21 protein-coding genes are annotated in these 21,019 nt (G+C 66.9%); 12 read left to right on the top strand and 9 right to left on the bottom strand.

Features of this window, described 5'->3' with window-relative positions:
- Window positions 1-4 precede the first annotated feature (4 nt).
- The 5 genes from AWC27_RS26410 to AWC27_RS32940 all read right to left on the bottom strand — a co-directional run bounded on the left by AWC27_RS26410 (window position 5) and on the right by AWC27_RS32940 (window position 6,141).
- On the bottom strand, window positions 5-1,348 hold the full coding sequence (locus AWC27_RS26410; RefSeq protein ID WP_085673384.1) for a hypothetical protein: 1,344 nt from the start codon (window positions 1,346-1,348) through the stop codon (window positions 5-7).
- A complete protein-coding gene (locus AWC27_RS26405; protein ID WP_085673382.1) occupies window positions 1,345-1,707 on the bottom strand; it encodes a hypothetical protein in 363 nt (120 codons plus the stop codon). Before AWC27_RS26405 ends, AWC27_RS26410 begins: the two co-directional genes overlap by 4 nt.
- A gap of 4 nt (window positions 1,708-1,711) precedes the next feature.
- A complete protein-coding gene (locus AWC27_RS26400) occupies window positions 1,712-3,535 on the bottom strand; it encodes a hypothetical protein (RefSeq protein WP_085673495.1) in 1,824 nt (607 codons plus the stop codon).
- 81 nt (window positions 3,536-3,616) lie between these two features.
- Window positions 3,617-3,742: a hypothetical protein gene (locus AWC27_RS32945; RefSeq protein WP_264079332.1), complete on the bottom strand. Its 126-nt coding sequence runs from the start codon at window positions 3,740-3,742 to the stop codon at window positions 3,617-3,619.
- 71 nt (window positions 3,743-3,813) lie between these two features.
- Window positions 3,814-6,141, bottom strand: a complete 2,328-nt coding sequence (locus AWC27_RS32940) for a PE family protein (protein WP_139837226.1) — start codon at window positions 6,139-6,141, stop codon at window positions 3,814-3,816.
- 324 nt (window positions 6,142-6,465) lie between these two features.
- Here AWC27_RS32940 and bioB point away from each other — a divergent pair, with 324 nt between their 5' ends.
- The 3 genes from bioB (at window position 6,466) to AWC27_RS26375 (ending at window position 8,462) form a co-directional block, all read left to right on the top strand.
- Complete coding sequence (gene bioB / locus AWC27_RS26385) at window positions 6,466-7,524, top strand: biotin synthase BioB (protein WP_085673378.1); 1,059 nt, start codon at window positions 6,466-6,468, stop codon at window positions 7,522-7,524.
- Window positions 7,525-7,545: 21 nt separating this feature from the next.
- Window positions 7,546-7,773: a biotin synthase auxiliary protein BsaP gene (gene bsaP / locus AWC27_RS26380; RefSeq protein ID WP_085673376.1), complete on the top strand. Its 228-nt coding sequence runs from the start codon at window positions 7,546-7,548 to the stop codon at window positions 7,771-7,773.
- Between the two features lie 92 nt (window positions 7,774-7,865).
- On the top strand, window positions 7,866-8,462 hold the full coding sequence (locus tag AWC27_RS26375) for a DUF2567 domain-containing protein (protein WP_245847530.1): 597 nt from the start codon (window positions 7,866-7,868) through the stop codon (window positions 8,460-8,462).
- Between the two features lie 16 nt (window positions 8,463-8,478).
- Here AWC27_RS26375 and AWC27_RS26370 read toward each other — a convergent pair whose 3' ends face one another.
- Together AWC27_RS26370 and AWC27_RS26365 are read right to left on the bottom strand one after the other, a co-directional pair.
- Entirely contained in the window at window positions 8,479-9,831 is a 1,353-nt protein-coding gene (locus tag AWC27_RS26370) for a lipase family protein (protein ID WP_085673372.1), read from the bottom strand.
- A gap of 351 nt (window positions 9,832-10,182) precedes the next feature.
- Window positions 10,183-10,905, bottom strand: a complete 723-nt coding sequence (locus AWC27_RS26365; protein WP_085673370.1) for an NUDIX hydrolase — start codon at window positions 10,903-10,905, stop codon at window positions 10,183-10,185.
- 47 nt (window positions 10,906-10,952) lie between these two features.
- Between AWC27_RS26365 and nadA the strand changes: the two genes are divergently transcribed.
- Genes nadA through nadC form a run of 3 tightly spaced genes read left to right on the top strand, consistent with a single transcriptional unit; the run spans window position 10,953 to window position 14,442 of the window.
- Window positions 10,953-12,011, top strand: coding sequence for a quinolinate synthase NadA (gene nadA / locus AWC27_RS26360; RefSeq protein ID WP_085673369.1), 1,059 nt, complete (start codon window positions 10,953-10,955; stop codon window positions 12,009-12,011).
- A complete protein-coding gene (locus tag AWC27_RS26355) occupies window positions 12,011-13,585 on the top strand; it encodes an L-aspartate oxidase (RefSeq protein WP_139837235.1) in 1,575 nt (524 codons plus the stop codon). The genes nadA and AWC27_RS26355 overlap by 1 nt, the downstream gene beginning before the upstream one ends.
- Window positions 13,585-14,442 carry a carboxylating nicotinate-nucleotide diphosphorylase gene (gene nadC, locus AWC27_RS26350; protein ID WP_085673365.1) on the top strand — a complete coding sequence of 286 codons (858 nt, stop codon included), beginning with the start codon at window positions 13,585-13,587 and terminating at the stop codon, window positions 14,440-14,442. Before AWC27_RS26355 ends, nadC begins: the two co-directional genes overlap by 1 nt.
- 3 nt (window positions 14,443-14,445) lie before the next feature.
- Here the strand turns inward: nadC and AWC27_RS26345 are convergent, their stop codons facing one another.
- Window positions 14,446-15,015: a TetR/AcrR family transcriptional regulator gene (locus tag AWC27_RS26345; RefSeq protein WP_085673363.1), complete on the bottom strand. Its 570-nt coding sequence runs from the start codon at window positions 15,013-15,015 to the stop codon at window positions 14,446-14,448.
- A gap of 39 nt (window positions 15,016-15,054) precedes the next feature.
- Between AWC27_RS26345 and AWC27_RS26340 the strand changes: the two genes are divergently transcribed.
- A complete protein-coding gene (locus tag AWC27_RS26340) occupies window positions 15,055-16,080 on the top strand; it encodes a zinc-dependent alcohol dehydrogenase (RefSeq protein ID WP_085673361.1) in 1,026 nt (341 codons plus the stop codon).
- 16 nt (window positions 16,081-16,096) lie between these two features.
- Here AWC27_RS26340 and AWC27_RS26335 read toward each other — a convergent pair whose 3' ends face one another.
- Window positions 16,097-16,516 (bottom strand): nitroreductase family deazaflavin-dependent oxidoreductase, encoded by a 420-nt coding sequence (locus tag AWC27_RS26335; RefSeq protein ID WP_085673359.1) that lies wholly within the window; start codon window positions 16,514-16,516, stop codon window positions 16,097-16,099.
- Between the two features lie 46 nt (window positions 16,517-16,562).
- On the opposite strand from AWC27_RS26335, the gene hisD reads away from it, so the two are divergent.
- From hisD to priA, 5 genes are read left to right on the top strand one after another with little or no spacing between them, the layout of a single operon-like run.
- Window positions 16,563-17,906 carry a histidinol dehydrogenase gene (gene hisD / locus AWC27_RS26330; protein ID WP_085673357.1) on the top strand — a complete coding sequence of 448 codons (1,344 nt, stop codon included), beginning with the start codon at window positions 16,563-16,565 and terminating at the stop codon, window positions 17,904-17,906.
- Window positions 17,903-19,036: a histidinol-phosphate transaminase gene (locus tag AWC27_RS26325; protein WP_085673355.1), complete on the top strand. Its 1,134-nt coding sequence runs from the start codon at window positions 17,903-17,905 to the stop codon at window positions 19,034-19,036. The genes hisD and AWC27_RS26325 overlap by 4 nt, the downstream gene beginning before the upstream one ends.
- Complete coding sequence (hisB, locus tag AWC27_RS26320; protein WP_085673353.1) at window positions 19,033-19,659, top strand: imidazoleglycerol-phosphate dehydratase HisB; 627 nt, start codon at window positions 19,033-19,035, stop codon at window positions 19,657-19,659. Before AWC27_RS26325 ends, hisB begins: the two co-directional genes overlap by 4 nt.
- The gene (gene hisH / locus AWC27_RS26315) at window positions 19,656-20,276 is read left to right on the top strand and encodes an imidazole glycerol phosphate synthase subunit HisH (RefSeq protein WP_085673351.1); all 621 of its coding nucleotides are present in this window, start codon (window positions 19,656-19,658) and stop codon (window positions 20,274-20,276) included. Before hisB ends, hisH begins: the two co-directional genes overlap by 4 nt.
- Window positions 20,277-20,278: 2 nt before the next feature.
- Window positions 20,279-21,013 (top strand): bifunctional 1-(5-phosphoribosyl)-5-((5-phosphoribosylamino)methylideneamino)imidazole-4-carboxamide isomerase/phosphoribosylanthranilate isomerase PriA, encoded by a 735-nt coding sequence (priA, locus tag AWC27_RS26310; protein ID WP_085673349.1) that lies wholly within the window; start codon window positions 20,279-20,281, stop codon window positions 21,011-21,013.
- Window positions 21,014-21,019: the final 6 nt, after the last annotated feature.

The following is a 21,019-nucleotide window of genomic DNA, read 5'->3' as shown; positions in this document are numbered from 1 at the left end:
CGATCTAGCCGCCGAACAACAAGTACAAGCCGGTAAAGGTGTAGAAGACCATGACCAGCATCATGGTCAGCTGCCCGGTTAGCTGATGGCCGGCCGGCAGCAGGCGCAGTGCCTTGTCGTGCGCCGCGATCACCGCCACGATGTGCCCGGTGACCACGCAGGTCACCTTGATCGTGGCCAGCACCGGCGGGTGCATGGACAACACATATGCGACGTGCCAGCCGCGGCTCAACGGGTCGGCCAGGGCGATGAGCGTCTGCTGCCCGCGCTCCACCAGATACGACAGGTAGTGGGCGAAGATGTAGCCCACCACGATGGGGATCAACGAATGTGCCATCTGGCCGGGCAGCGCGCGCCGCTGCTTGGCGTCCACTCCGCCCGTCGCCCGCGCGGCAAACGAAAAGGTCAGCGCCACAACGGAAATGAATACGATCAGCCCGAGGGTCCGCAGCCCCGACGATGCCGCGGTGTCGGGCATGACATGCATGCCGCGCACCAGGCGGTCGGAGAAATTGCGCCACGTCGGTGAGGACGAGAAGCTGTCGAAAGCGGTGGATCCCAGCAATACCGACAGCATCATCACCACGCCGGGACGCACCGGCAGCGACGGCAGATGGTCGAAGGGGTTCCCGATGACGATCTTGCCGGTATCGGCATTCCGCCGAAACGGGCAGAGCCGGGACACCGCCACGCTGTAGACCCCGAACGGGTCGGCCCGGGCCAGCCAGCGCTGTCCACACAGCCACACCCCGATGAGCAAGACCAGCGCATAGGTCAGCAGCCACACCTTGACCCATGACAGCGCAGCTGGGTCGGGGCTGGCCAGTTCCATCCACACAAACGCAAACAGACCCAGCGCCGCAGGGCGATACCCCCACGACTGCGGATATGACACTCGCGGCTCACGAACCCGCGGCGGCATGATGCGCTGCAGCACCAGATACACCGTCCGGACCGGTGAGATCACCCGCCAGACCGGCCCCAAGAGTAGGGACGCTGCCACCACACCGACCCACAGCAGCACGTAGAACGCCCCGAGTAGGCCATTGTCCGACGTCTGCGGGCCCCATAAGCCCACCGCGACCACCCACAGAGCAAAGAGCAGCGCCAACCCCGCCGCTGTCCGGCGAACGATCCGGGAGTCGACCAGCGTGGTCACCGCCGTCGGCAATGGGCGGCCAGGCTTGTCCGGATCGAACCGTGGCTGCCGCCAGGCGAAGGCCACCAGAGCGAACGTGAAAGTCAACGCCCAGGCGGCGCCCACCATCGCGTAGGCATAGGGCACCGGAAGATCGCCCGACCCGCCCAGCCCGTGCGCCAGAAACATCGTGGCGCTGCCGCCGGTCACGAGTTCACTTGGATTGTGGCGATTGTCCGCTTGAGATGATGCAGTTCCACGTCGACCTTGCCTGGAACTTCGACGCTGAACTGAAAGGTCTGGTTGGGCGCGGCGGCTACCTCGAACTTGTGGTCCGGTGTCGAATGCACGTGCAGTTCGTCGGTGGCGTCACTGGTCACCCGCAGCGTGATTTGCTCGCCCACCTTTGCCTGCAGCGTGGCGTTGGTGGGGGTCACCTGGCCGTCGGCAATCGTGACGTCAACCGCCAGACCCTGTCCGGAGGGCTTGGGCGGCGAATTACTGCAGGAGACCAGGCCCACGATCACCACCGCCGCCCAAACCGCGCGGGACAAGCGATTGATCGTCATCGATCTACGCCGCCCGCGGGAGTGGCTGCTTATCCTCTTCGACCTGCTGAGGAATGGTTTCGGTGTTGATTCGGCCGGCACCCCAGGTGATGCCGGCGATCACCATCAGGGTCAGGATCAGCACGACGATCGAGCCGGCGTTGAATAGCCATGTCGGGCTGTTCTGGTCGCGTTCGCGCTGCAGGATGGTGATCTCCTGGACGAACGGCCGGGTGCTGGACGCCAGCGCGGGAACCTCGGCCGCGGGGATGGCGTCGTCGGCGGGTTCGTAGATCGGCACGGCCGTCATCGTGTACCCGTCTTGAACCCGCAACAGCGTCTTCCACGACCCCCAGACGGGAACCGGCTGAGTGGACCGATAGTGTCCCGGGCCGACTCGCTGAAGCCGGTCGATGACCAGACCGCGCTGGTTTTCCATGCGCCCCTGCCAGGACAGAATCGACAGCCAGGCCGGGTTGTCGCTGACCATGTCGGGCGGGTTGAGCTGCACATCCGCCGATACCATGCGCTGTCCGGGAGGACTGGGCAGTTCGGTCAGGGTGACGGTCGCCGTGTCCTGCTTGGGAACCACAATGTGCAGCCCGTTGGCGACCGCACCCCCGATCACCACCACCGTTGCCACCACCATCGAGATGCCGATAGCGCGGCGGGGCAGGCGTTGCCCGGTGAGGACCATCCCCATCATTGCTCCGCACAGCCCGGTCAGCACCGCGACCGGCACCGCCATCGCCAGGGCCTCGCCCCACATACTCGTCGGCCACGGGTAGTGATACACGGCCCCGATCCACAGTGACTCCAGCCACAGCCCAACCGTGCTTACTCCCAGACCGGCGGCCGCACCGAACGCGATCGGCCGCTTGAACAACGGTGTCAGCGCCAGCAACTCCACCACGATCGCCGGACCGAGATACAGCGGGAACCAGTTGGTCGGAGCGCCCAGGACGGGGCCGACCAGAAACGCGACGCCACCGCGCAGCGCGATGGCGAATAGCGCCGCCAGGATTGCCGCGCCGCGCCCCATCGTGATGCGGGCCACCACCAATCCGAGCGCCGCGACGCCGGCGATCATCATCGGCTGCAGCACCAGCCGGAACTGCTCGACACCGAAGTCGTATTCGATTTGGTAGACGGACAAGCCGATCAGCAGGCCGCCGCAGGACAGGTAGCGCAGGAATTTGACGAACCGGCGTTCGGGTTCGCCTTCCTCCATGGTCCGCCCGCCCTCGTACTCCAGCATCAACACGGCGAACAGCGAAAACCCCGCACCGCCGATCATCATCAAATGGGTTGGGCCCCATAAGGTTACGTCTTGTCCGAAGAGGCGATGCCAAATGTCGTCGAGGGGAAAGCCGATAAGGGCGTACATTCCGCACCCGGCCATCAGCACCCCGCCCACCGGGGCGTGCCAGTTGCGGGTGATCCGCACCGGTGCGGGCCCTGGCTGGTCGAATGGCAGGACAATCGCGATCATGCCGGCCAGGAAGATTCCGAACAGGCCGATGATGATGAAGTAGTGAGCAGGGTTGGCCAGCGGACCAGGGTCACGGCCGTTGCCGATATGCCAACTCACGTCCCAGATGAACCCGAACAGCGCGCAAATGATCGACGTGGTGAACACCAGTACCGGCAGAGCGACCCAGGACGGTCGCTTGAACTTCACGGCCATCCAGTCGGCGAATCGGCCCAGCCAGGTGATGCGATGGCTGCGGTGTGCATGGCCCACCCACAGCATCACCACGACGATCACCGTCGCCGCGATCGACAGGCCGATCACCTGATCCAGGCCGGCTCCGCGCGCCGGCGCCTCCGCAACAATTGACAGTCCCATTGCGATTGCCTCCCGTACCAGGCTGCTGAGTTGGTTCGAACCACGAATGCCCACCCGGAGCGTTCGTCAATCCTGGTTTTCTCAGCTGCGGCGGTCCCTCAGCGCGATGTAGAGCACCACGCCGACGACGATCACCGCCGGCAGAAACGCCGGTATCGCCAGTAAGAGCCCGTGGTGCGCGAAGTAGAGGACGTGCGCAGTGGCCATGGTGGGGGTATACCCCGGACATGGCCTGAACACCGGTCAACCCGGCGCCGTGATGATCCCGGCTTTGGTCGCTAGCCGGCTTGGCCGTTGTTTCCGGCGCTGGCCGCCGCGCCGGGATTGCCGGCGATAGCTCCATGCTGGTCCGGACTGAAGTTGGTGGCCCCTGGGAGTTTGGCGGTGCCGGCGGTGCCGGCGGCGCCTGGGGTGCCCGCGGCTCCACCGGCACCGCCGGCGCCCCCGGCAGCAGCGCCGCCCTGATGGCCGGCCGTACCGAACATTCCGCCCAGGCCGCCCGTACCGGCGAGTCCGGCATGGCCGCCATCGCCGCCATCGCTGCCATGGCCCGCGTTCCCGCCGGTCCCGCCGCTACCGGCGTCGGGAGTCGCGGTGGCGGCACTCGCTACCACCTTGCCGCCCTGGCCGCCGGCTCCGCCGTCACCTCCGTGACCGCCCGCGCCGCCGATACCGCCGAATCCGGCGCTCCCGCCGTCGCCACCGGAGCCGAAGTATTGCGCACCGTGCCCACCGGTGCCCCCGACGCCGCCGTTACCGCCGTTGCCGCCGACACCGAAGGCATCGCCACCATTACCCCCGGCGCCTCCGGAGACCTTTTGGTTGAGTTGGCTATAGCCATGAACGGCATTGGCTCCGGTCGCGGTTCCGCCGTTGCCGCCGTTACCGCCGTCTCCGCCGGATAGGGCGGCACCGCCGGCCCCGCCGGTGCCCCCGGCGCCGCCGTGACCACCGTTACCGAAGATCATCCCCGCGTTTCCGCCGCTGCCGCCGGCGCCCCCGTTGCCGCCGTCGCCGCCGGACAGGGTGGCGGCGTGGCCGTTTCCGCCGTTGCCGCCGACACCCGCAAAAGCGGTGCCACCAATGTGGCCGAATCCATTGCTGCTGCTGGCGGGATTGGGGAAGTCGGTTGCTGAACCGCCGTTGCCGCCGTTTCCGCCGTTGCCACCCTCGCCGAGAGCAGCGCCCCCGATGCCGCCGTTCCCCGCACGCTGGACGTATCTGGTGTCGCCCATGCCGCTAACATCCCCACCGGTGCCCCCGGCACCACCGTTGGCGCCGTTGCCGCCATTGCCGCCGTTGCCAGTTGGGAAGCCCGGGATAGGGTGGCTGTTTAGATCGGTTTTTTCGATGGGTCCGCCATTTCCGCCGTACCCACCATTCTGCATAGCAGTGCCAGTTGAGCCGGCAGTGCCGGACGTAGCGGCATTACCGTTATTGACCCCGTCCGTCCCGTTTGTCGATGCGGCGGCGAACTGTGGTTGCGTCGCGTCTGTGCCGTCCCAGCCGGTGCCGCCTTGGCCGCCGTTGCCACCGTTGCCGAACAGGTAGGAGTTGCCGCCGGTGCCACCGTGGCCCGGGTCGATGCTCTTGAATCCCAGCGTGGGGTTGGCGAGTTGGCCGGTTCCGCCCTGGCCGCCGTCGCCACCGTTGCCGAACAGTTGCCCGCCGTTGCCGCCGTTACCCCCGGCCATGCCTGCCCCGCCGACCCCGCCGACCCCGCCATTACCGATCAGTCCGGCCGATCCGCCGTTGCCGGCGGTACCGCCGTGCATGAGGGCTGAACCGTTGCCGCCGGCGCCGCCGATACCTCCGTCACCGAACATGCTTCCGCCGGTTCCGCCGTCGCCGCCGGTCCCACCGGTGCCGAACCCGCCCAGGCCGGTGCCGCCGGTGCCGCCGGCTCCGCCGGTGCCCCACAGTCCTGCGGCGCCGCCGTGGCCGCCGGCGCCGCCACTGCCCACCAGGCCGTACAAGGAGTCGGCGGTGCCCAGGCCACCGGTCCCGCCGGCGCCGCCGGCGCCGTAGAGCCAGCCGCCGGCGCCGCCGTTGCCGCCGGTCCCGGCGGTCCAATTCGTGCCTCCGGCGCTACCGCCGGCCCCGCCCGCGCCGCCGACGCCGATGAGTCCGGCCGCTCCGCCGTTGCCGCCGGCCTGGCCGGGTGCGCCGGCCGCGCCGGCCCCGCCGTTGCCGTAGAGCCAGCCTCCGGCGCCGCCGTTGCCGCCAGGGGTGGTGGCATTGGCGCCGTTGCCGATCAGGGCGCGCCCGGTCAACGCGACCGACGGGGCATTGATCGCGTCGAGCAGTGTCTGGATCGGTGAGGCATTGGCGGCTTCGGCGATCGCATAGGCGTTCGCGCCGCCGGTAAGGGTTTGGACGAACTGGTCGTGGAACGCCGACACCTGCGCGCTGAGGGCCTGGTATTGCTGGGCGTGACTGCCGAACAAAGCCGCAATCGCCGCTGAGACCTCATCGGCACCTGCGGCGGCAACTGCGTTCGTGGGCAGCGCCGCTGCGAAATTGGCCGCAGTGATGTGGGAGCCAATGCTGGCAAGATCGCTGGCCGCATTCGCCAGTAGATCTGGGGCAGCAATTACATACGACATGTCTCACCTTTCGGCTCGAGTCACGACTCGGGGGGCGCCCGACAGTGACACGCAGATCGTTGTTCGATGAGACGGTTGCGCAGAGAAGCTGAATAATCATTGAGTAAATCTGGAAATCGACTGATGGCAGCCCTGGGGGGCAGCACCGCCGGAGCTGGGATCGGGCCGTCGGCAGCGGGGCCGGGATTTGTACCCCCAGGAAGGACTCCGGCAGCCGGTGTGCGCCAGGTAACCGAAGTGCGCCCGCTACCCTTGCTTGAACACCGCTTCGATTAAGGCCGCAATGACGCATGTGGCACCCGAAAAGATGCAGGGGAGTACCTGGTGACTCAAGCGCCAACTCGACCGACTTCTGATGCCGGCCAGGATGGCCCACATAGCCCCGACGCCTCAGACATTCTGGCCGAAGCCCGCCAGCAGGTGCTCGAGGGTGGCGAGGGTCTGAACCAGCAGCAGGTGTTGCGAGTGCTGCAGCTACCCGACGAGCGGCTTGAGGAGCTCCTGGCGCTGGCCCACGAGGTTCGGATGCGCTGGTGCGGGCCCGAGGTCGAGGTCGAGGGCATCATCAGCCTGAAGACCGGTGGCTGCCCGGAAGACTGCCATTTCTGCTCACAGTCGGGCCTGTTCGCGTCGCCCGTGCGCAGCGCCTGGTTAGACATCCCCAGCTTGGTCGAGGCGGCCAAACAGACCGCCAAGTCCGGAGCCACTGAATTCTGCATCGTGGCCGCGGTGCGCGGACCCGACGAGAGGCTGCTGGCGCAGGTCGCGGCGGGCATCGAGGCGATACGCAACGAAGTCGAGATCAACATCGCCTGTTCGTTGGGGATGCTGAGTGCCGAGCAGGTCGAGCGGCTGTCGGCGATGGGTGTGCATCGTTACAACCACAACCTTGAGACGGCACGCTCGTTCTTCACCAATGTCGTCACCACGCACAGCTGGGAAGAGCGCTGGCAGACGTTATCGATGGTCCGCGACGCCGGCATGGAAGTCTGCTGCGGCGGCATTCTCGGGATGGGCGAGACGCTGGAGCAGCGCGCGGAATTCGCCGCCGAACTCGCCGAGCTGCGCCCAGATGAGGTACCGCTGAATTTTCTCAACCCACGGCCTGGCACCCCGTTCGGCGATCTGGAGGTATTGCCGGCCGCTGAGGCGCTGAAGGCGGTGGCTGCCTTCCGGCTGGCACTGCCGCGCACCATGCTGCGCTTCGCCGGCGGGCGCGAGATCACCCTGGGAGATCTCGGTGCCAAGCAGGGCATCCTGGGCGGCATCAACGCGGTGATCGTCGGCAACTACCTCACCACCCTCGGCCGCCCGGCCGAAGCCGATCTGGAACTGCTGGACGACCTGCAGATGCCGATCAAAGCGCTCAACGCCAGCTTGTAGAAGTCGAATAGAAGTCGAAACGTGGCTGGAAAACTGGGCGCTCCGGTGGCCGCCGGCGTTTACAACGTCTACACCGGGGAATTGGAGGGTACGGTCACCCCGACGGCCGCCCAGCTAGGTCTGGAGCCTCCCCGGTTCTGCGCGGAATGCGGGCGACGGATGGTTGTGCAGGTTCGTCCGGATGGGTGGTGGGCGCGATGCTCGAGGCACGGACAGGTGGACTCGGCCGAACTGGAGGCCCAGCGGTGACTGAAAACTTGCGAACCGTCGGGCCCCCCGATCCCGCAGAGCCCACGGCACCTGCCGCGCCGGACGGTATCCCGTCGACCGCGCCGACCCGCATGATCTTGGCGGTGGTCCTGGGCCTGTCGGCAAGCGGGGTCTTGGTCGGTGTGCTGTGGGCATGGATCGCCCCATCCATCCACGCGGTGGTGGCGATTGCGCGGTCCGGTGAACGGGTGCACGAATATTTGGGCAGCGAATCACAGAATTTCTTCGTCGCCCCATTTCTATTGCTGGGACTGCTGGGAGTCGTAGCGGTGGTGGCATCGGTGCTGGCCTGGCAGTGGCGAGAGCACAGGGGCCCTGGGATGGTCGCCGGGCTCGCGATCGGATCGGCGGGTGCGGCACTGGTCGCGGCGGCCGTGGGTGCGCTGCTGGTCCGCCTGCACTACGGCGCGCTGAATTTCGACACCGTCACGCTGGCCAGCGGCGATCACTCGCTGACCTACGTCAGGCAGGCGCCGCCGGTGTTCTTCGCTCGCGGGCCACTTCAGATAGCCGCCACGCTCATGTCACCGGCTGCGGCCGCTTCGTTGGTGTACGCGCTGCTTGCCGCCGGAAGTGCCCGCGACGACCTGGGCGCATACCCGGGCGACGAGCCTCCCGCGACGGTGCTTACCGAAAACTCAGGGGCCCCGGAGGCCTCTGTCTCCTAGGGTCTCCTAGACGGCGCTAGAGCGGCCGCCGGCTGATCTTGCGGCCGGTGATCACCTTGGCGGCGATGATTCCAAGTCGCGCCATCCCGGCATAAGTCATCGGGTTGAACATGGTCGGCCACTTGGTCCGGATGAGGTGGTCGGTCAGCGGCCGGCGGGCGAACCGGTCGGTGAGCCAACGAAGGGTCATCGGCGCCGATAACGGGTGCAAACAGATGTGCTCGTTGAATGCGTCGCGGTGATAGGTGACGTCGGCGCCGCCCGCCGAGTAGGCGTCGGCCAGCTCGTCGATGTCGTTGACGTCGATGAGGTAGTCATGCACGGCCTGCACGATCAATACCGGCGGCGTGGGCACCGCGGCGCCCAGTTTGGTGTTCTCGAAGACGTGTGCCACCGCCGGGGTGGACAAGATTTCTTCCAGCGGTTTGTCCAGGTAGCTGCCCATGTCTTTGTGGGCCATCCGCACGACGGCCTCCGCGGTCGTCATCTTCTCCAGGCTGTTCAGCACGGCACGCCCTTCTTCGCTGGCGTGCTCGTTGATCACCTCGTCGAGGTCGGGGTAGGTGTGCGCCAGCGCGGCTACCACCAAGGCGGGCAACCCGGCCAGGAAGCTGCCGTTGAGCCGCCGGAACGTGTTGCCCAGGTTCCCGACGGGCGATCCGAGCACGGCGCCGACGATATCCAGCTCTGGCGCGTACTCGCCGCACATCTCTGCGGCCCATGCGCTGGCCAGCCCGCCGCCTGAATAGCCCCACAGCCCGATTGGCGCCGTCGGGGACAGTCCGAGACGCTCCGAACTCATGGCCGCCCGGATCCCGTCGAGTACTCGGTAGCCCGGTTCATACGGCGCGCCCCAAAGCCCCTTGAGTCCTTCGTGATCAGGTACCGAAACCGCCCAGCCTTCGGCGAGCGCGGCGCTGACCAGCAGCAGCTCCAACTGTGCCAAGGAACCGAGGGCCTTGGACCGCCGGCGAAGCGCATACGAAGGGAAACAGCGGGAGGTCATGGCGTCGATTGCGCACTGATAGGACAGCAGCGGGCAGGTCTGGCCCGGTTTGAACCCGGCTGGCAGGACCACCGTGGTCACCGTCGCCTCGGGGTTTCCGTTCATGTCCGTCGTCCGGTACAGGAGCTGCGTGGCGGTGATCGACTGCGCTATCAGCCCCATGAACGCCAATTCAACTTCTCGGGAACGCAGCACCGTCCCGGGCGCGGCGTGCTGGTAGCCCGCGGGCGGCTCGTAGAACGGATCGTCGGAGGGCAGCAGCGGGCGGATCTTGCGCTGCAATTGCTCATGCGGCGGGCGACCGATCCATTCGGCGCCGCTGGTGCCGACGGTCGCGCCTGCCAAATTGCCGAGCTCCGCCATTCAGGCTCCCTTCATGGCCATCCGGCATTCTGGCGCAAGAACACTTCGGCGATGGGGATCGCAGCGCAGTTAGCCCTTTGGCAGTTCAATGCCGGCGATCCAAAGCGCCAGCATTTCTTATCTAGGTCTTATACAGCCTTAACCAACTCTTACTCAAGTTACCGGCATTGTCTGCGGCATCGTGTGAGGCGCGGCGTGCCGCTCATCACAATTCGAACGCGCGGGCTAAAAGTGCTGGTAAACCCGTCGAGCGACGGGGTGGAGTATGTGTTCCACCCGCTGGTACAGCCTACGCTGGCAAGGAACTGTGAAGTTCCCGAAATTCGTGCCCGATCATTCGCGATCGGAAATTCAGGCCTGGCCCGGCGGGCGAAGTGCGGCGAATTCGTCGGTGACCCGCAACTGGGAGTCGGTGAAGTGATAGAGCGCTGCCGGCCGCCCGCCGCTGCGGCCGGACTGTGCCATGGTGCCGGTCTGGCTGATGACGCCGCGCCGGGCCAGTACCCGCTGCAGATTGGTCGCATCCACCTGGTAGCCCAGCGCCGCGCCATAGATGTCGCGAAGCGTTGAGAGTGCGAATTCCTTTGGTGCTAAAGCGAATCCGATGTTGGTATAAGACATCTTGGCGACCAGCCGGGCGTGGGCGTGGGTGACCATCGGTCCGTGGTCGAACGCCATCGTCGGCAACGAATTCACGGGGTGCCAACGAGTGTCTGACGGCAGTTCGGGGGTGGCGGGGGAGGGCACCAGTCCCAGGAACGTAGAGGCGATCATCCGGGTGCCGGGCACCCGGTTCGGATCGGAGAACACCGCGAGTTGCTCAAGGTGTGCGACCTCTCGCAGGTCCACTTTCTCGGCCAGTTGGCGCCGAACGGAGGTCGTCATGTCCTCGTCGTTGCGCAGCCGGCCACCTGGCAATGACCAGGCGCCCTTCTGCGGATCCTGTGCACGTTCCCATAACAGCACGTTCAACTGGGGTTTTTCCGTGCTTAATCCATGTGTACGGCCTGTTGAAACGCTGCGAACTTGAAACACGACCGCAAGTACCTCGTGTGAGGTGCTACCATATGGCATGTTTTCGATTATAAGTCGAAAACCTCTCCGGTGCGAAAGGAGCCGCCGTGACGGTTTTGACCCGCATGGACACGCTCGCCGATGACGTGATTGCGATGACTGCCCGAATCACCAATTCCCCGACCGGCTACGCCGGGATCGACGGTGACGAACAGTGGGCCGCCGAAGTTCGCCGCTTGGCGCGGCTGCGCGGGGCTACGTTGCTGGCACACAACTACCAACTGCCCGCGATTCAGGACGTCGCCGATCACGTGGGGGATTCGCTGGCATTGTCGCGGATCGCGGCCGAGGCGCCCGAGGACACGATCGTGTTCTGCGGGGTGCACTTCATGGCCGAGACCGCAAAGATCCTCAGCCCGGAAAAGACGGTCCTGATTCCGGATCAGCGAGCCGGCTGCTCGCTGGCCGATTCCATCACCCCCGACGAACTGCGCGCCTGGAAGGACGAGCACCCCGGCGCAGTCGTCGTCTCCTACGTCAACACCACGGCCGCGGTGAAGGCCCTTACCGACATCTGCTGCACCTCCTCCAACGCGGTCGAGGTGGTCGCTTCGATCGACCCTGACCGTGAGGTGCTGTTCTGCCCGGACCAGTTCCTCGGTGCGCACGTGCGCCGGGTGACCGGTCGCAAGAACCTGCACGTGTGGGCCGGGGAGTGCCACGTGCATGCCGGGATCAACGGTGACGAGCTAACCGGCCAGGCGCAGGCCAATCCCGACGCCGAACTGTACGTGCACCCCGAATGTGGTTGTGCCACTTCGGCTTTGTATTTGGCCGGCGAAGGCGCATTCCCGGCCGAGCGGGTCAAGATCCTGTCCACCGGCGGCATGCTCGAGGCGGCGCACCAGACCCGCGCCCGCAAGGTTCTGGTTGCCACCGAGGTCGGCATGCTGCACCAGTTGCGCCGGGCAGCGCCCGATGTCGACTTCCAGGCGGTCAACGACCGTGCGTCATGCAAGTACATGAAGATGATTACCCCCGCTGCCCTGTTGCGCTGTCTGGTGGAAGGGGCCGACGAGGTTGAGGTCGACCCGGAGATGGCCGCGGCCGGACGGCGCAGCGTGCAGCGGATGATCGAAATCGGACAACCCGGCGGTGGCGAGTGATCGCCGGCCCTGCGTGGCGGGACACCGCCGACGTCGTCGTCATCGGCACCGGCGTCGCGGGGCTGGCCGCCGCGCTGGCCGCTCACCGGGCCGGCCGCCGCGTCGTCGTGCTCAACAAGGCCGCCGACACCCATGGGGTGACCGCGACCCACTACGCGCAGGGTGGCATCGCCGTGGTGCTGCCCGATAACGACGATTCGGTGGACGCCCACGTCGCTGACACGCTGGCCGCCGGTGCCGGGCTGTGCGATCCCGACGCTGTGTACTCGATCGTCGCCGACGGCTACCGTGCGGTCGCCGAATTGGTCGGCGATGGCGCGCGGTTCGACGAATCAGCGCCGGGGCATTGGGATTTGACGCGCGAAGGCGGTCACTCGCGGCGGCGCATCGTGCACGCTGGAGGCGACGCCACCGGAGCCGAGGTGCAGCGGGCACTCGATCGCGCCGCGGGCGTGGTGGATATCCGCAGCACCCACGTCGCGCTGCGGGTGCTGCATGACGACACCGCGGTGACGGGGGTTTTGGTCGGCAGACCGGATGGTTGCGGCATCATCAGCGCGCCATCGGTGATTCTTGCTACCGGCGGGCTCGGGCACCTCTACAGCGCGACCACCAACCCCGACGGCTCCACCGGAGACGGGATCGCGTTGGCCCTGTGGGCCGGTCTCGCGGTCGGCGACCTCGAGTTCATCCAGTTCCACCCGACGATGCTGTTCGCTGGTGGCGGCGGCGGCCGGCGCCCGCTGATCACCGAGGCGATCCGTGGCGAAGGTGCGATATTGCTTGACAGGCAAGGTAATTCGATTACCGCCGGCGTCCATCCGATGGGCGATCTGGCGCCGCGCGACATCGTCGCCGGCGCAATCGACGCTCGGTTGAAGGCAACCGGCGACCCGTGCGCCTACCTCGATGCGCGTGGCATCGCCGGGTTCGAGGCCCGGTTCCCGACGGTGACCAAAGCATGCCGGGCCGCCGGAATCGACCCGGTTCGCCAACCTATCCCGATCGTTCCGGGAGCCCACTACAGCTGTGGTGGCGTGGTCACCGACGTCTACGGCCAGACCAGGTTGCTCGGACTGTTCGCAGCCGGCGAGGTGGCCCGCACCGGCATGCACGGCGCCAACCGGCTGGCCTCCAATAGCTTGCTGGAGGGACTGGTAGTGGGCGGTCGCGCCGGAAAGGCCGCGGCCGCGCACGCGGTGGCCGCCGGACGCCGCCGCGCCAGAATGCCCGAGCCGATCGGCCACATCGCACCGCAGCGCAGCGATCTGCAACGCGCGATGAGCCAGAACGCCTCGGTGGTGCGTGACGCCGACGGGCTGCGCCGGCTGTCCGAGACGCTGAGCAACGCGCCAGTTCGGACGGTGGCGAGCCGTCGCGATTTCGAGGACGTGGCACTTGCAGTGGCGGCCCGAACCGTGGCCGCTGCAGCCCTGGCCCGAAATGAAAGCCGGGGTTGCCACCACCGCGCCGAGCATGAGGGTGTGTCGCCGGAGCAAGCGCGAAGCAGCCTGGTCCGGCTGGCCGACGATCAACGCACGGCGCGTGTGGAGGCGTTGGCGGCGGTGGGCTGATGAAGCTGTCCGAATGGGAACTGGCTGCGGTTCAAGACACCATTCGGCGCGGTCTCAGCGAGGACCTGAACTACGGGCCGGATGTGACCACGATCGCGACGGTGCCCGCCGGCGCGGTGGCCACCGCGGCGATGATTCCTCGTGAGCCCGGCGTCATCGCCGGTGTGGATATCGCGTTGCTGGTGCTCGACGAGGTGATCGGCGCCGAGGGCTACCGCGTGCTCGATCGTGTTGCCGACGGTACCCGGTTGCAGCCTGGGCAGCCCGTGTTGACCGTGGAGGCCCAAACGCGTGGCCTGCTTACCGCCGAGCGGACGATGCTCAACCTGGTCTGCCATTTGTCCGGTATCGCGACCGCCACCGCAGCGTGGGTGGACGCCGTGAGTGGCACCAAGGCCAAGATCCGTGACACCCGCAAGACGCTGCCCGGCCTGCGTGCGGTGCAGAAGTATGCGGTCCGCGTCGGCGGAGGTGTCAACCACCGGTTCGGGCTGGGTGACGCCGCCTTGATCAAGGACAACCACGTTGCCGCCGCGGGGTCGGTAATCGAGGCGTTGCGGGCGGTGCGTGCCGTCGCGCCCGAGCTGTCGTGCGAGGTCGAGGTGGATTCGCTGGAGCAGCTGGATGAGGTGCTGCCCGAGAAGCCCGAGCTGGTTCTGCTGGACAACTTTCCGGTGTGGCAGACGCAGACCGCGGTGCAGCGCCGCGATGCCCGGGCGCCAACCGTGCTGCTGGAGTCGTCCGGCGGGCTGACCCTGGAAACCGCGGCGACGTATGCCGGTACCGGGGTGGACTACCTCGCCGTGGGTGCGTTGACCCATTCGGTGCGGGTCCTCGATATCGGCCTGGACATGTAGCGGTCAGTCACACCGCAATAGCGTGCGGGCCGCCGGCTTGGCGGCGTTGAGCGCCCCCGCGTCGCCGGCGATCCGGGACAGGATGAGCGCTCCCTCGATCAAGGCGATGACGGCGACGGCAGCCTGCTCGGCCTCCGTCGTGGACCAGCCTTCGCCGCCCAACCGCTCCGCGATGGCCGCACACCAGCCTCGGAACGCGCGCGCCGATGCTGCGCGGACCTCGGGGCTGCCGTTGACCGACTCGGTCGCGATGGGTTCGATCGGACAGCCATCGCGGTCGTCGCCGTCCAGTGCGGCCACCAGCAGGTCGATCCAGCGATCGACGATGTCGGCCACCGGGCGGCCGGTGGTAAGGAACCTGCGCAACAGCTGTTCAATGCTCGCTCCGGCGGTGTCGACGACTGCGGCGGCCAATTGCTGCTTGCCCTGCGGAAAGTGGTGATAGAGCGATCCGGGTTTGACGCCGGCCTCGTCGAGGATCTGGTTGAGGCCGGTCGCCGCATAACCCTGCCGGCGGAACAGGGTGGCGGCTTTGTCTATCAGTGCTGCCCGGCTGCGATCAGGTCTCGGCATGTCTTGACAATACTTGAGTAATCACTCAAGAATGCTGAGATGAGGCAGCTGACGTACGAAGAGGCCGGCCGATACGCGTGGCGTGAGGTTCCGGAACCGGCAATCACCGCGCCGGGGCAGGCGCTGGTTCGGCCGGTGATGGTGGCGTGTTGCGACCTCGACGTCGCCGTCTGTCACGGTCGGCTGCCGTTGCCGCCGGGATACGCCGTGGGACACGAGGGCCTGGCCGAAGTCGTCGCCGTCGGCGACGACGTGAGCGCCGTCCGCGCCGGTGACCGGGTGATAGTGCCGTTTCAGATCAGCTGCGGCAGCTGCCGCGAGTGCCGTCGCGGCGTGACCGGGTCATGTGCGTCGGTGCCCTTGATGGCGGCCTACGGCATGGCCCCGATTTCCGGTCTGGACGGTGGCGGATTCATGTCGGACCTGGTGCTGGTGCCGTATGCCGACGCGATGCTCATCCCGATCCCCGAGACTGTCGACCCGGTTTCCATCGCGTCGCTATCGGACAACATTCCTGATGCCTGGCGGGCCGTCGGTCCCTTTGCCGAGCAGCTGGCCAAGCTCGATCCGGCGGATCGCCGAGTCCTGGTGGTTGGCCGGCTGTCGATCGGGCTGTACGCCGCCGCCTTCGCCGCCGCGCTGGGGGCCCACGTCGACTATGTCGACACCGACGAGCGGCGCCTGGCCGCCGCCGCCAAGCTCGGTGCGGTGGTCCACGATCGGGAAAAGCCGGACAAGACTTGGGAGCGATACCCGGTTACCGTGCACACCTCGGCCGAGGTGGCGCTGTTGCGCGCGACGCTGCGCGCGACCTGGCCCGACGGCGTGTGTACCGATACGGGCATCTACTACCAGGCGGGCGTCGAAATGCCGTTGCTGTCGATGTACACCCACGGCGTGCAGTTCGTCACCGGCCGGGTCAGCGCGCGCACCGTCATTCCGCAGGTGGTTGAGCTGCTGGCGGACGGATTGGACTTGTCGCCGGTGGTCGAGCGGGTCGTGGAGTGGGAAGACGCCCCGTCGGGCTGGCCGGCGATGACTGGCAAAACCGTCTTCGTGCGCTGAGCGTGGTGCAGCCGGCTCAAGCGATGTCGGCGACGAATACCGCCATTCGGCGCAGCTGCGCGCGCGCCATGAACGGCAACTCCGCTACCTCGGGGCCGTTGGAGGCGGCCGGCAGAATGCGGGTGTTGGTGATGTGCACCTGGCGGCGGGTGAAGTGCACATCAGCCTCGCCGGCGGCCATGACGTTCTTGACCCAGTCGGTCTTGCCGTGGCCCAGCGCGATCGCCAGCGTGTTGCCTCTGCGGTAAGTGGTCACGATGGTCTTGTACGGCTTCCCCGACTTGCGGCCGCGGTGTTCGATGGTGGCGGTTCCAGGCAGGTAGCGCGCGATCGGCTTGAGTACCGGGTTGATGTATTTGACTTGAAACTTCTCAAACCAGGGCGGGAATACCATGGGGATGCCCGGGGCGTTGTTGGGGTGATCCTTTGCGGACATGGGGCCACACTACCGGTCGGATATCCAGTTGAGCTGCTCTGGGACAATGGTCCACGTGACGATGAAGCCTGCGCCGCTGGCCCGCATTGACCTGCGGGGCGCGGAGTTGACGGCAGCCCGATTGCGGGCCGCCCTGCCACGCGGCGGCGCCGACGTGGAGAGCGTGCTACCCAAGGTGCGGCCCATCGTGGCGGCCGTTGCTGAGCGCGGGGTCGAAGCCGCTCTCGAATTCGGTGCGTCGTTCGACGGTGTGCGGCCTGCGACGGTTCGGGTGCCCGAAGCAGCGCTCGATGCCGCGTTGGCCGGGCTGGATGGCGACGTGCGGGACGCGCTGCAGGTGATGATCGAGCGGACCCGCACGGTGCACGCCGATCAGCGCCGCGCCGACGTGACGACCACGCTGGGGCCGGGCGCGACCGTCACCGAGCGATGGGTTCCTGTCGAGCGGGTGGGGCTCTATGTGCCCGGCGGCAACGCCGTGTACCCGTCCAGCGTGGTGATGAACGTGGTGCCCGCGCAGACCGCCGGGGTGGACTCGCTGGTGGTGGCGAGCCCGCCGCAGGCGCAGTTTGACGGCTTGCCGCACCCGACGATCCTGGCCGCGGCGCGGCTGCTGGGCGTCGACGAGGTGTGGGCCGTCGGCGGGGCCCAGGCGGTGGCATTACTGGCCTATGGCGGCACCGATACGGACGGTTCCGAGGCGGCGCCCGTCGACATGATCACCGGGCCGGGCAACATCTACGTCACCGCGGCCAAACGCCTGTGCCGCTCCCAGGTTGGCATCGACGCCGAAGCCGGACCCACCGAGATAGCCATTCTCGCCGACCACACCGCCGACCCGGCGCACGTCGCCGCCGACCTGATCAGTCAGGCCGAACACGACGAGATGGCCGCCAGCGTGCTGGTCACACCAAGCGAGCAGCTGGCCGACGCCACCGACGCGGAATTGGCGGCCCAGCTGCAGACCACCGTGCACCGCGAGCGGGTGAGCACCGCGCTTTGCGGGCGCCAGTCGGCGATCATCCTGGTCGACGACCTGGATGCCGGGATAAAGGTGGTAAACGCCTATGCCGCCGAGCATCTGGAGATTCAGACGGCCGACGCTGCCCAGCTTGCCGGCCGGATCCGTTCGGCCGGCGCCATTTTCGTCGGCCCGTGGTCGCCGGTCAGTCTTGGTGACTACTGTGCGGGGTCTAATCACGTGTTGCCCACGGCGGGCTGTGCCCGCCATTCAAGCGGTCTTTCCGTGCAGACCTTTCTGCGCGGGATCCATGTCGTCGACTACACCGAGGCGGCCCTGAAAGATGTTTCCGGGCATGTCATTACGCTGGCCAAGGCCGAAGACCTGCCCTCGCACGGTGAAGCGGTACGGCGAAGGTTCGAGCGATGACCGAATCGAGGCCCACGCTGGACGACTTGCCACTGCGGGACGACCTGCGGGGCAAATCGCCATACGGTGCACCGCAATTAGCGGTGCCGGTCCGATTGAACACCAACGAGAACCCGCATCCGCCCACCCAGGCGCTGGTCGACGACGTTGTGCGGTCGGTGGGCGAGGCCGCAGTCGATCTGCACCGGTACCCCGACCGCGACGCGGTGGCCCTGCGAACTGACCTGGCGGCCTATCTGACGGTACAGACCGGAACGGCACTAGGTGTCGAAAGTATATGGGCGGCAAACGGTTCCAACGAGATACTGCAACAGCTGTTGCAGGCGTTCGGCGGGCCCGGACGTACCGCAATCGGTTTCGTACCGTCGTACTCGATGCACCCGATCATCTCAGACGGCACCCATACCGAGTGGATCGAAGCGGTTCGGGCTGGGGACTTCACCCTCGATGTCGATGCGGCTGTCGCGGCTGTCGCCGAGCGGAGGCCCGACGTGGTGTTCATCGCCAGCCCCAATAACCCCACCGGGCAGAGCATTTCGCCGCAGGACTTGCGCAGGCTGCTCGACGTGGTGCCCGGAATCTTGATCGTGGACGAGGCTTACGGCGAATTCTCCTCGCAGCCCAGCGCGGTGGCGCTGGTCGAGGAGTACCCGACCAAGCTCATCGTCAGCCGCACCATGAGCAAGGCGTTCGCATTCGCCGGCGGACGGCTTGGATATTTGGTCGCCACTCCGGCACTGGTGGAGGCGATGTTGCTGGTGCGGCTGCCGTATCACCTGTCGTCGGTCACGCAGGCCGCGGCCCGAGCCGCGTTGCGCCACGCCGACGACACGCTGGGCAGCGTCGCCACGCTGATCGCCGAACGCGAACGAGTGTCAACGGCATTGACCAACATGGGTTTTCGTGTGGTCCCCAGTGACGCCAACTTCGTGCTGTTCGGTGGATTCACCGACGCGCCGGCGGCCTGGCAGCACTATCTGGATGCCGGCGTCCTGATCCGCGACGTCGGGATTGCCGGTTACCTGCGTGCCACGATCGGTCTGGCCGCCGAAAACGACGCGTTCCTGAAAGCGAGCGCCGAGATCGCTGCCACCGATTTGGCCCCAGCCACCCCCGTAGGAGCAACGTGACCGCTACCGAAAGCACGACACGCCGCGCGCGGATAGAACGTCGGACAAAGGAATCCGACATCGTGATCGAACTTGACCTGGATGGCACCGGCCAGGTGGAGGTCGACACCGGTGTCCCGTTCTACGACCACATGCTGACCGCGCTGGGCAGTCACGCCAGCTTTGACTTGTTGGTGCGCACCAAGGGCGATGTCGAGATCGAGGCCCATCACACCGTCGAGGACACCGCGATCGCGCTGGGCCAGGCGCTCGGGCAGGCTCTCGGCGAGAAGAAGGGTATCCGGCGGTTCGGCGATGCCTTCATCCCGATGGACGAGACGCTGGCACACGCCGCCGTCGACGTGTCCGGCCGGCCCTACTGTGTGCACACCGGAGAACCGGATCACCTGCAGCACACCACTATTGCCGGCAACTCGGTGCCCTACCACACCGTCATCAACCGGCACGTGTTCGAATCGCTGGCCATGAACGCCCGCATCGCGCTGCACGTGCGTGTGCTCTACGGGCGCGACCCGCACCACATCACCGAAGCCCAGTACAAGGCCGTGGCACGGGCGTTGCGTCAGGCCGTCGAGCCCGACCCCCGCGTGTCGGGTGTGCCCTCCACCAAAGGCGTTCTGTGACAGGCAAATCGGTGGTGGTACTCGACTACGGCTCGGGCAATCTGCGTTCGGCCCAGCGTGCGCTGGAGCGCGTCGGCGCCTCGGTCGAGGTGACCGCGGACGCTGCGGCTGCATTGGCTGCCGATGGCCTTGTGGTGCCTGGCGTCGGCGCCTTCGAGGCCTGTATGGCGGGACTTCGCAAAATCGATGGGCAGCAGATAATCGCCGAGCGGGTCGCCGGGGGACGCCCGGTGCTGGGAGTGTGCGTCGGGATGCAGATCATGTTCGCCCGCGGCGTCGAGTTCGGTGTGGAGACAACAGGTTGTGGGCAGTGGCCGGGTGCGGTCACCCGGTTGGACGCGCCGGTGATCCCGCACATGGGCTGGAATGTAGTGCAGCCGGCGGCAGGCAGTGCGCTGTTCAAGGGCCTGGACACCGACACCCGCTTTTATTTCGTGCACTCCTATGCCGCCCAGCAGTGGGAAGGCGGGCCCGAAGCGCTGCTGACCTGGGCCACACATCAGGTGCCGTTCCTGGCTGCGGTCGAGGACGGGCCGCTGGCCGCCACCCAGTTCCACCCGGAGAAGAGCGGGGACGCGGGGGCAGCCGTCTTGAGCAACTGGGTTGGGGGACTGTGAAAATGCCATTGATTTTGTTGCCGGCTGTCGACGTCGTCGAAGGTCGTGCCGTGCGGCTGGTACAAGGCAAGGCCGGCAGTGAAACCGAGTACGGCTCAGCGCTGGACGCCGCACTGGGCTGGCAGCGCGACGGCGCCGAGTGGATCCATCTCGTCGACCTCGACGCCGCCTTCGGCCGCGGCTCCAACCGTGAACTGCTCGCCGAAGTGGTGGGCAAGCTGGATGTTCAGGTCGAGCTGTCCGGCGGTATTCGCGACGACGATTCGCTGGCCACTGCGCTTGCCACCGGCTGCGCGCGAGTTAACTTGGGTACTGCGGCGCTGGAAAATCCGCAGTGGTGTGCGCGGGCGATCGCCGACCACGGCGACAAGGTCGCAGTCGGTTTGGACGTCCAGATCGTTGATGGCGAGCATCGACTGCGCGGCCGCGGCTGGGAAACCGACGGCGGCGAGTTGTGGGAGGTGCTGGAACGCCTTGATGCCGAAGGGTGTTCGCGCTTCGTTGTCACCGACGTCACCAAGGACGGCACCCTGGGCGGTCCCAATCTCGACCTGCTGGCCGGTGTCGCCGAGGTGACCGAGGCACCGGTGATCGCCTCCGGCGGGGTATCGAGCCTGGATGATTTGCGCGCGATTGCCACCTTGACCGACCGCGGAGTCGAGGGCGCCATCGTCGGCAAGGCCCTCTACGCCGGGCGATTCACGTTGCCGCAGGCGCTGGCCGCGGTGCGGGAGTAAACCTCC

Origin of the sequence: Mycobacterium szulgai (genome assembly GCF_002116635.1) — a bacterium.
GTDB lineage: Bacteria > Actinomycetota > Actinomycetes > Mycobacteriales > Mycobacteriaceae > Mycobacterium > Mycobacterium szulgai.
The sequence above is the reverse complement of the archived record's forward strand: the minus strand, read 5'-3'. Positions and strand labels throughout refer to the sequence as shown.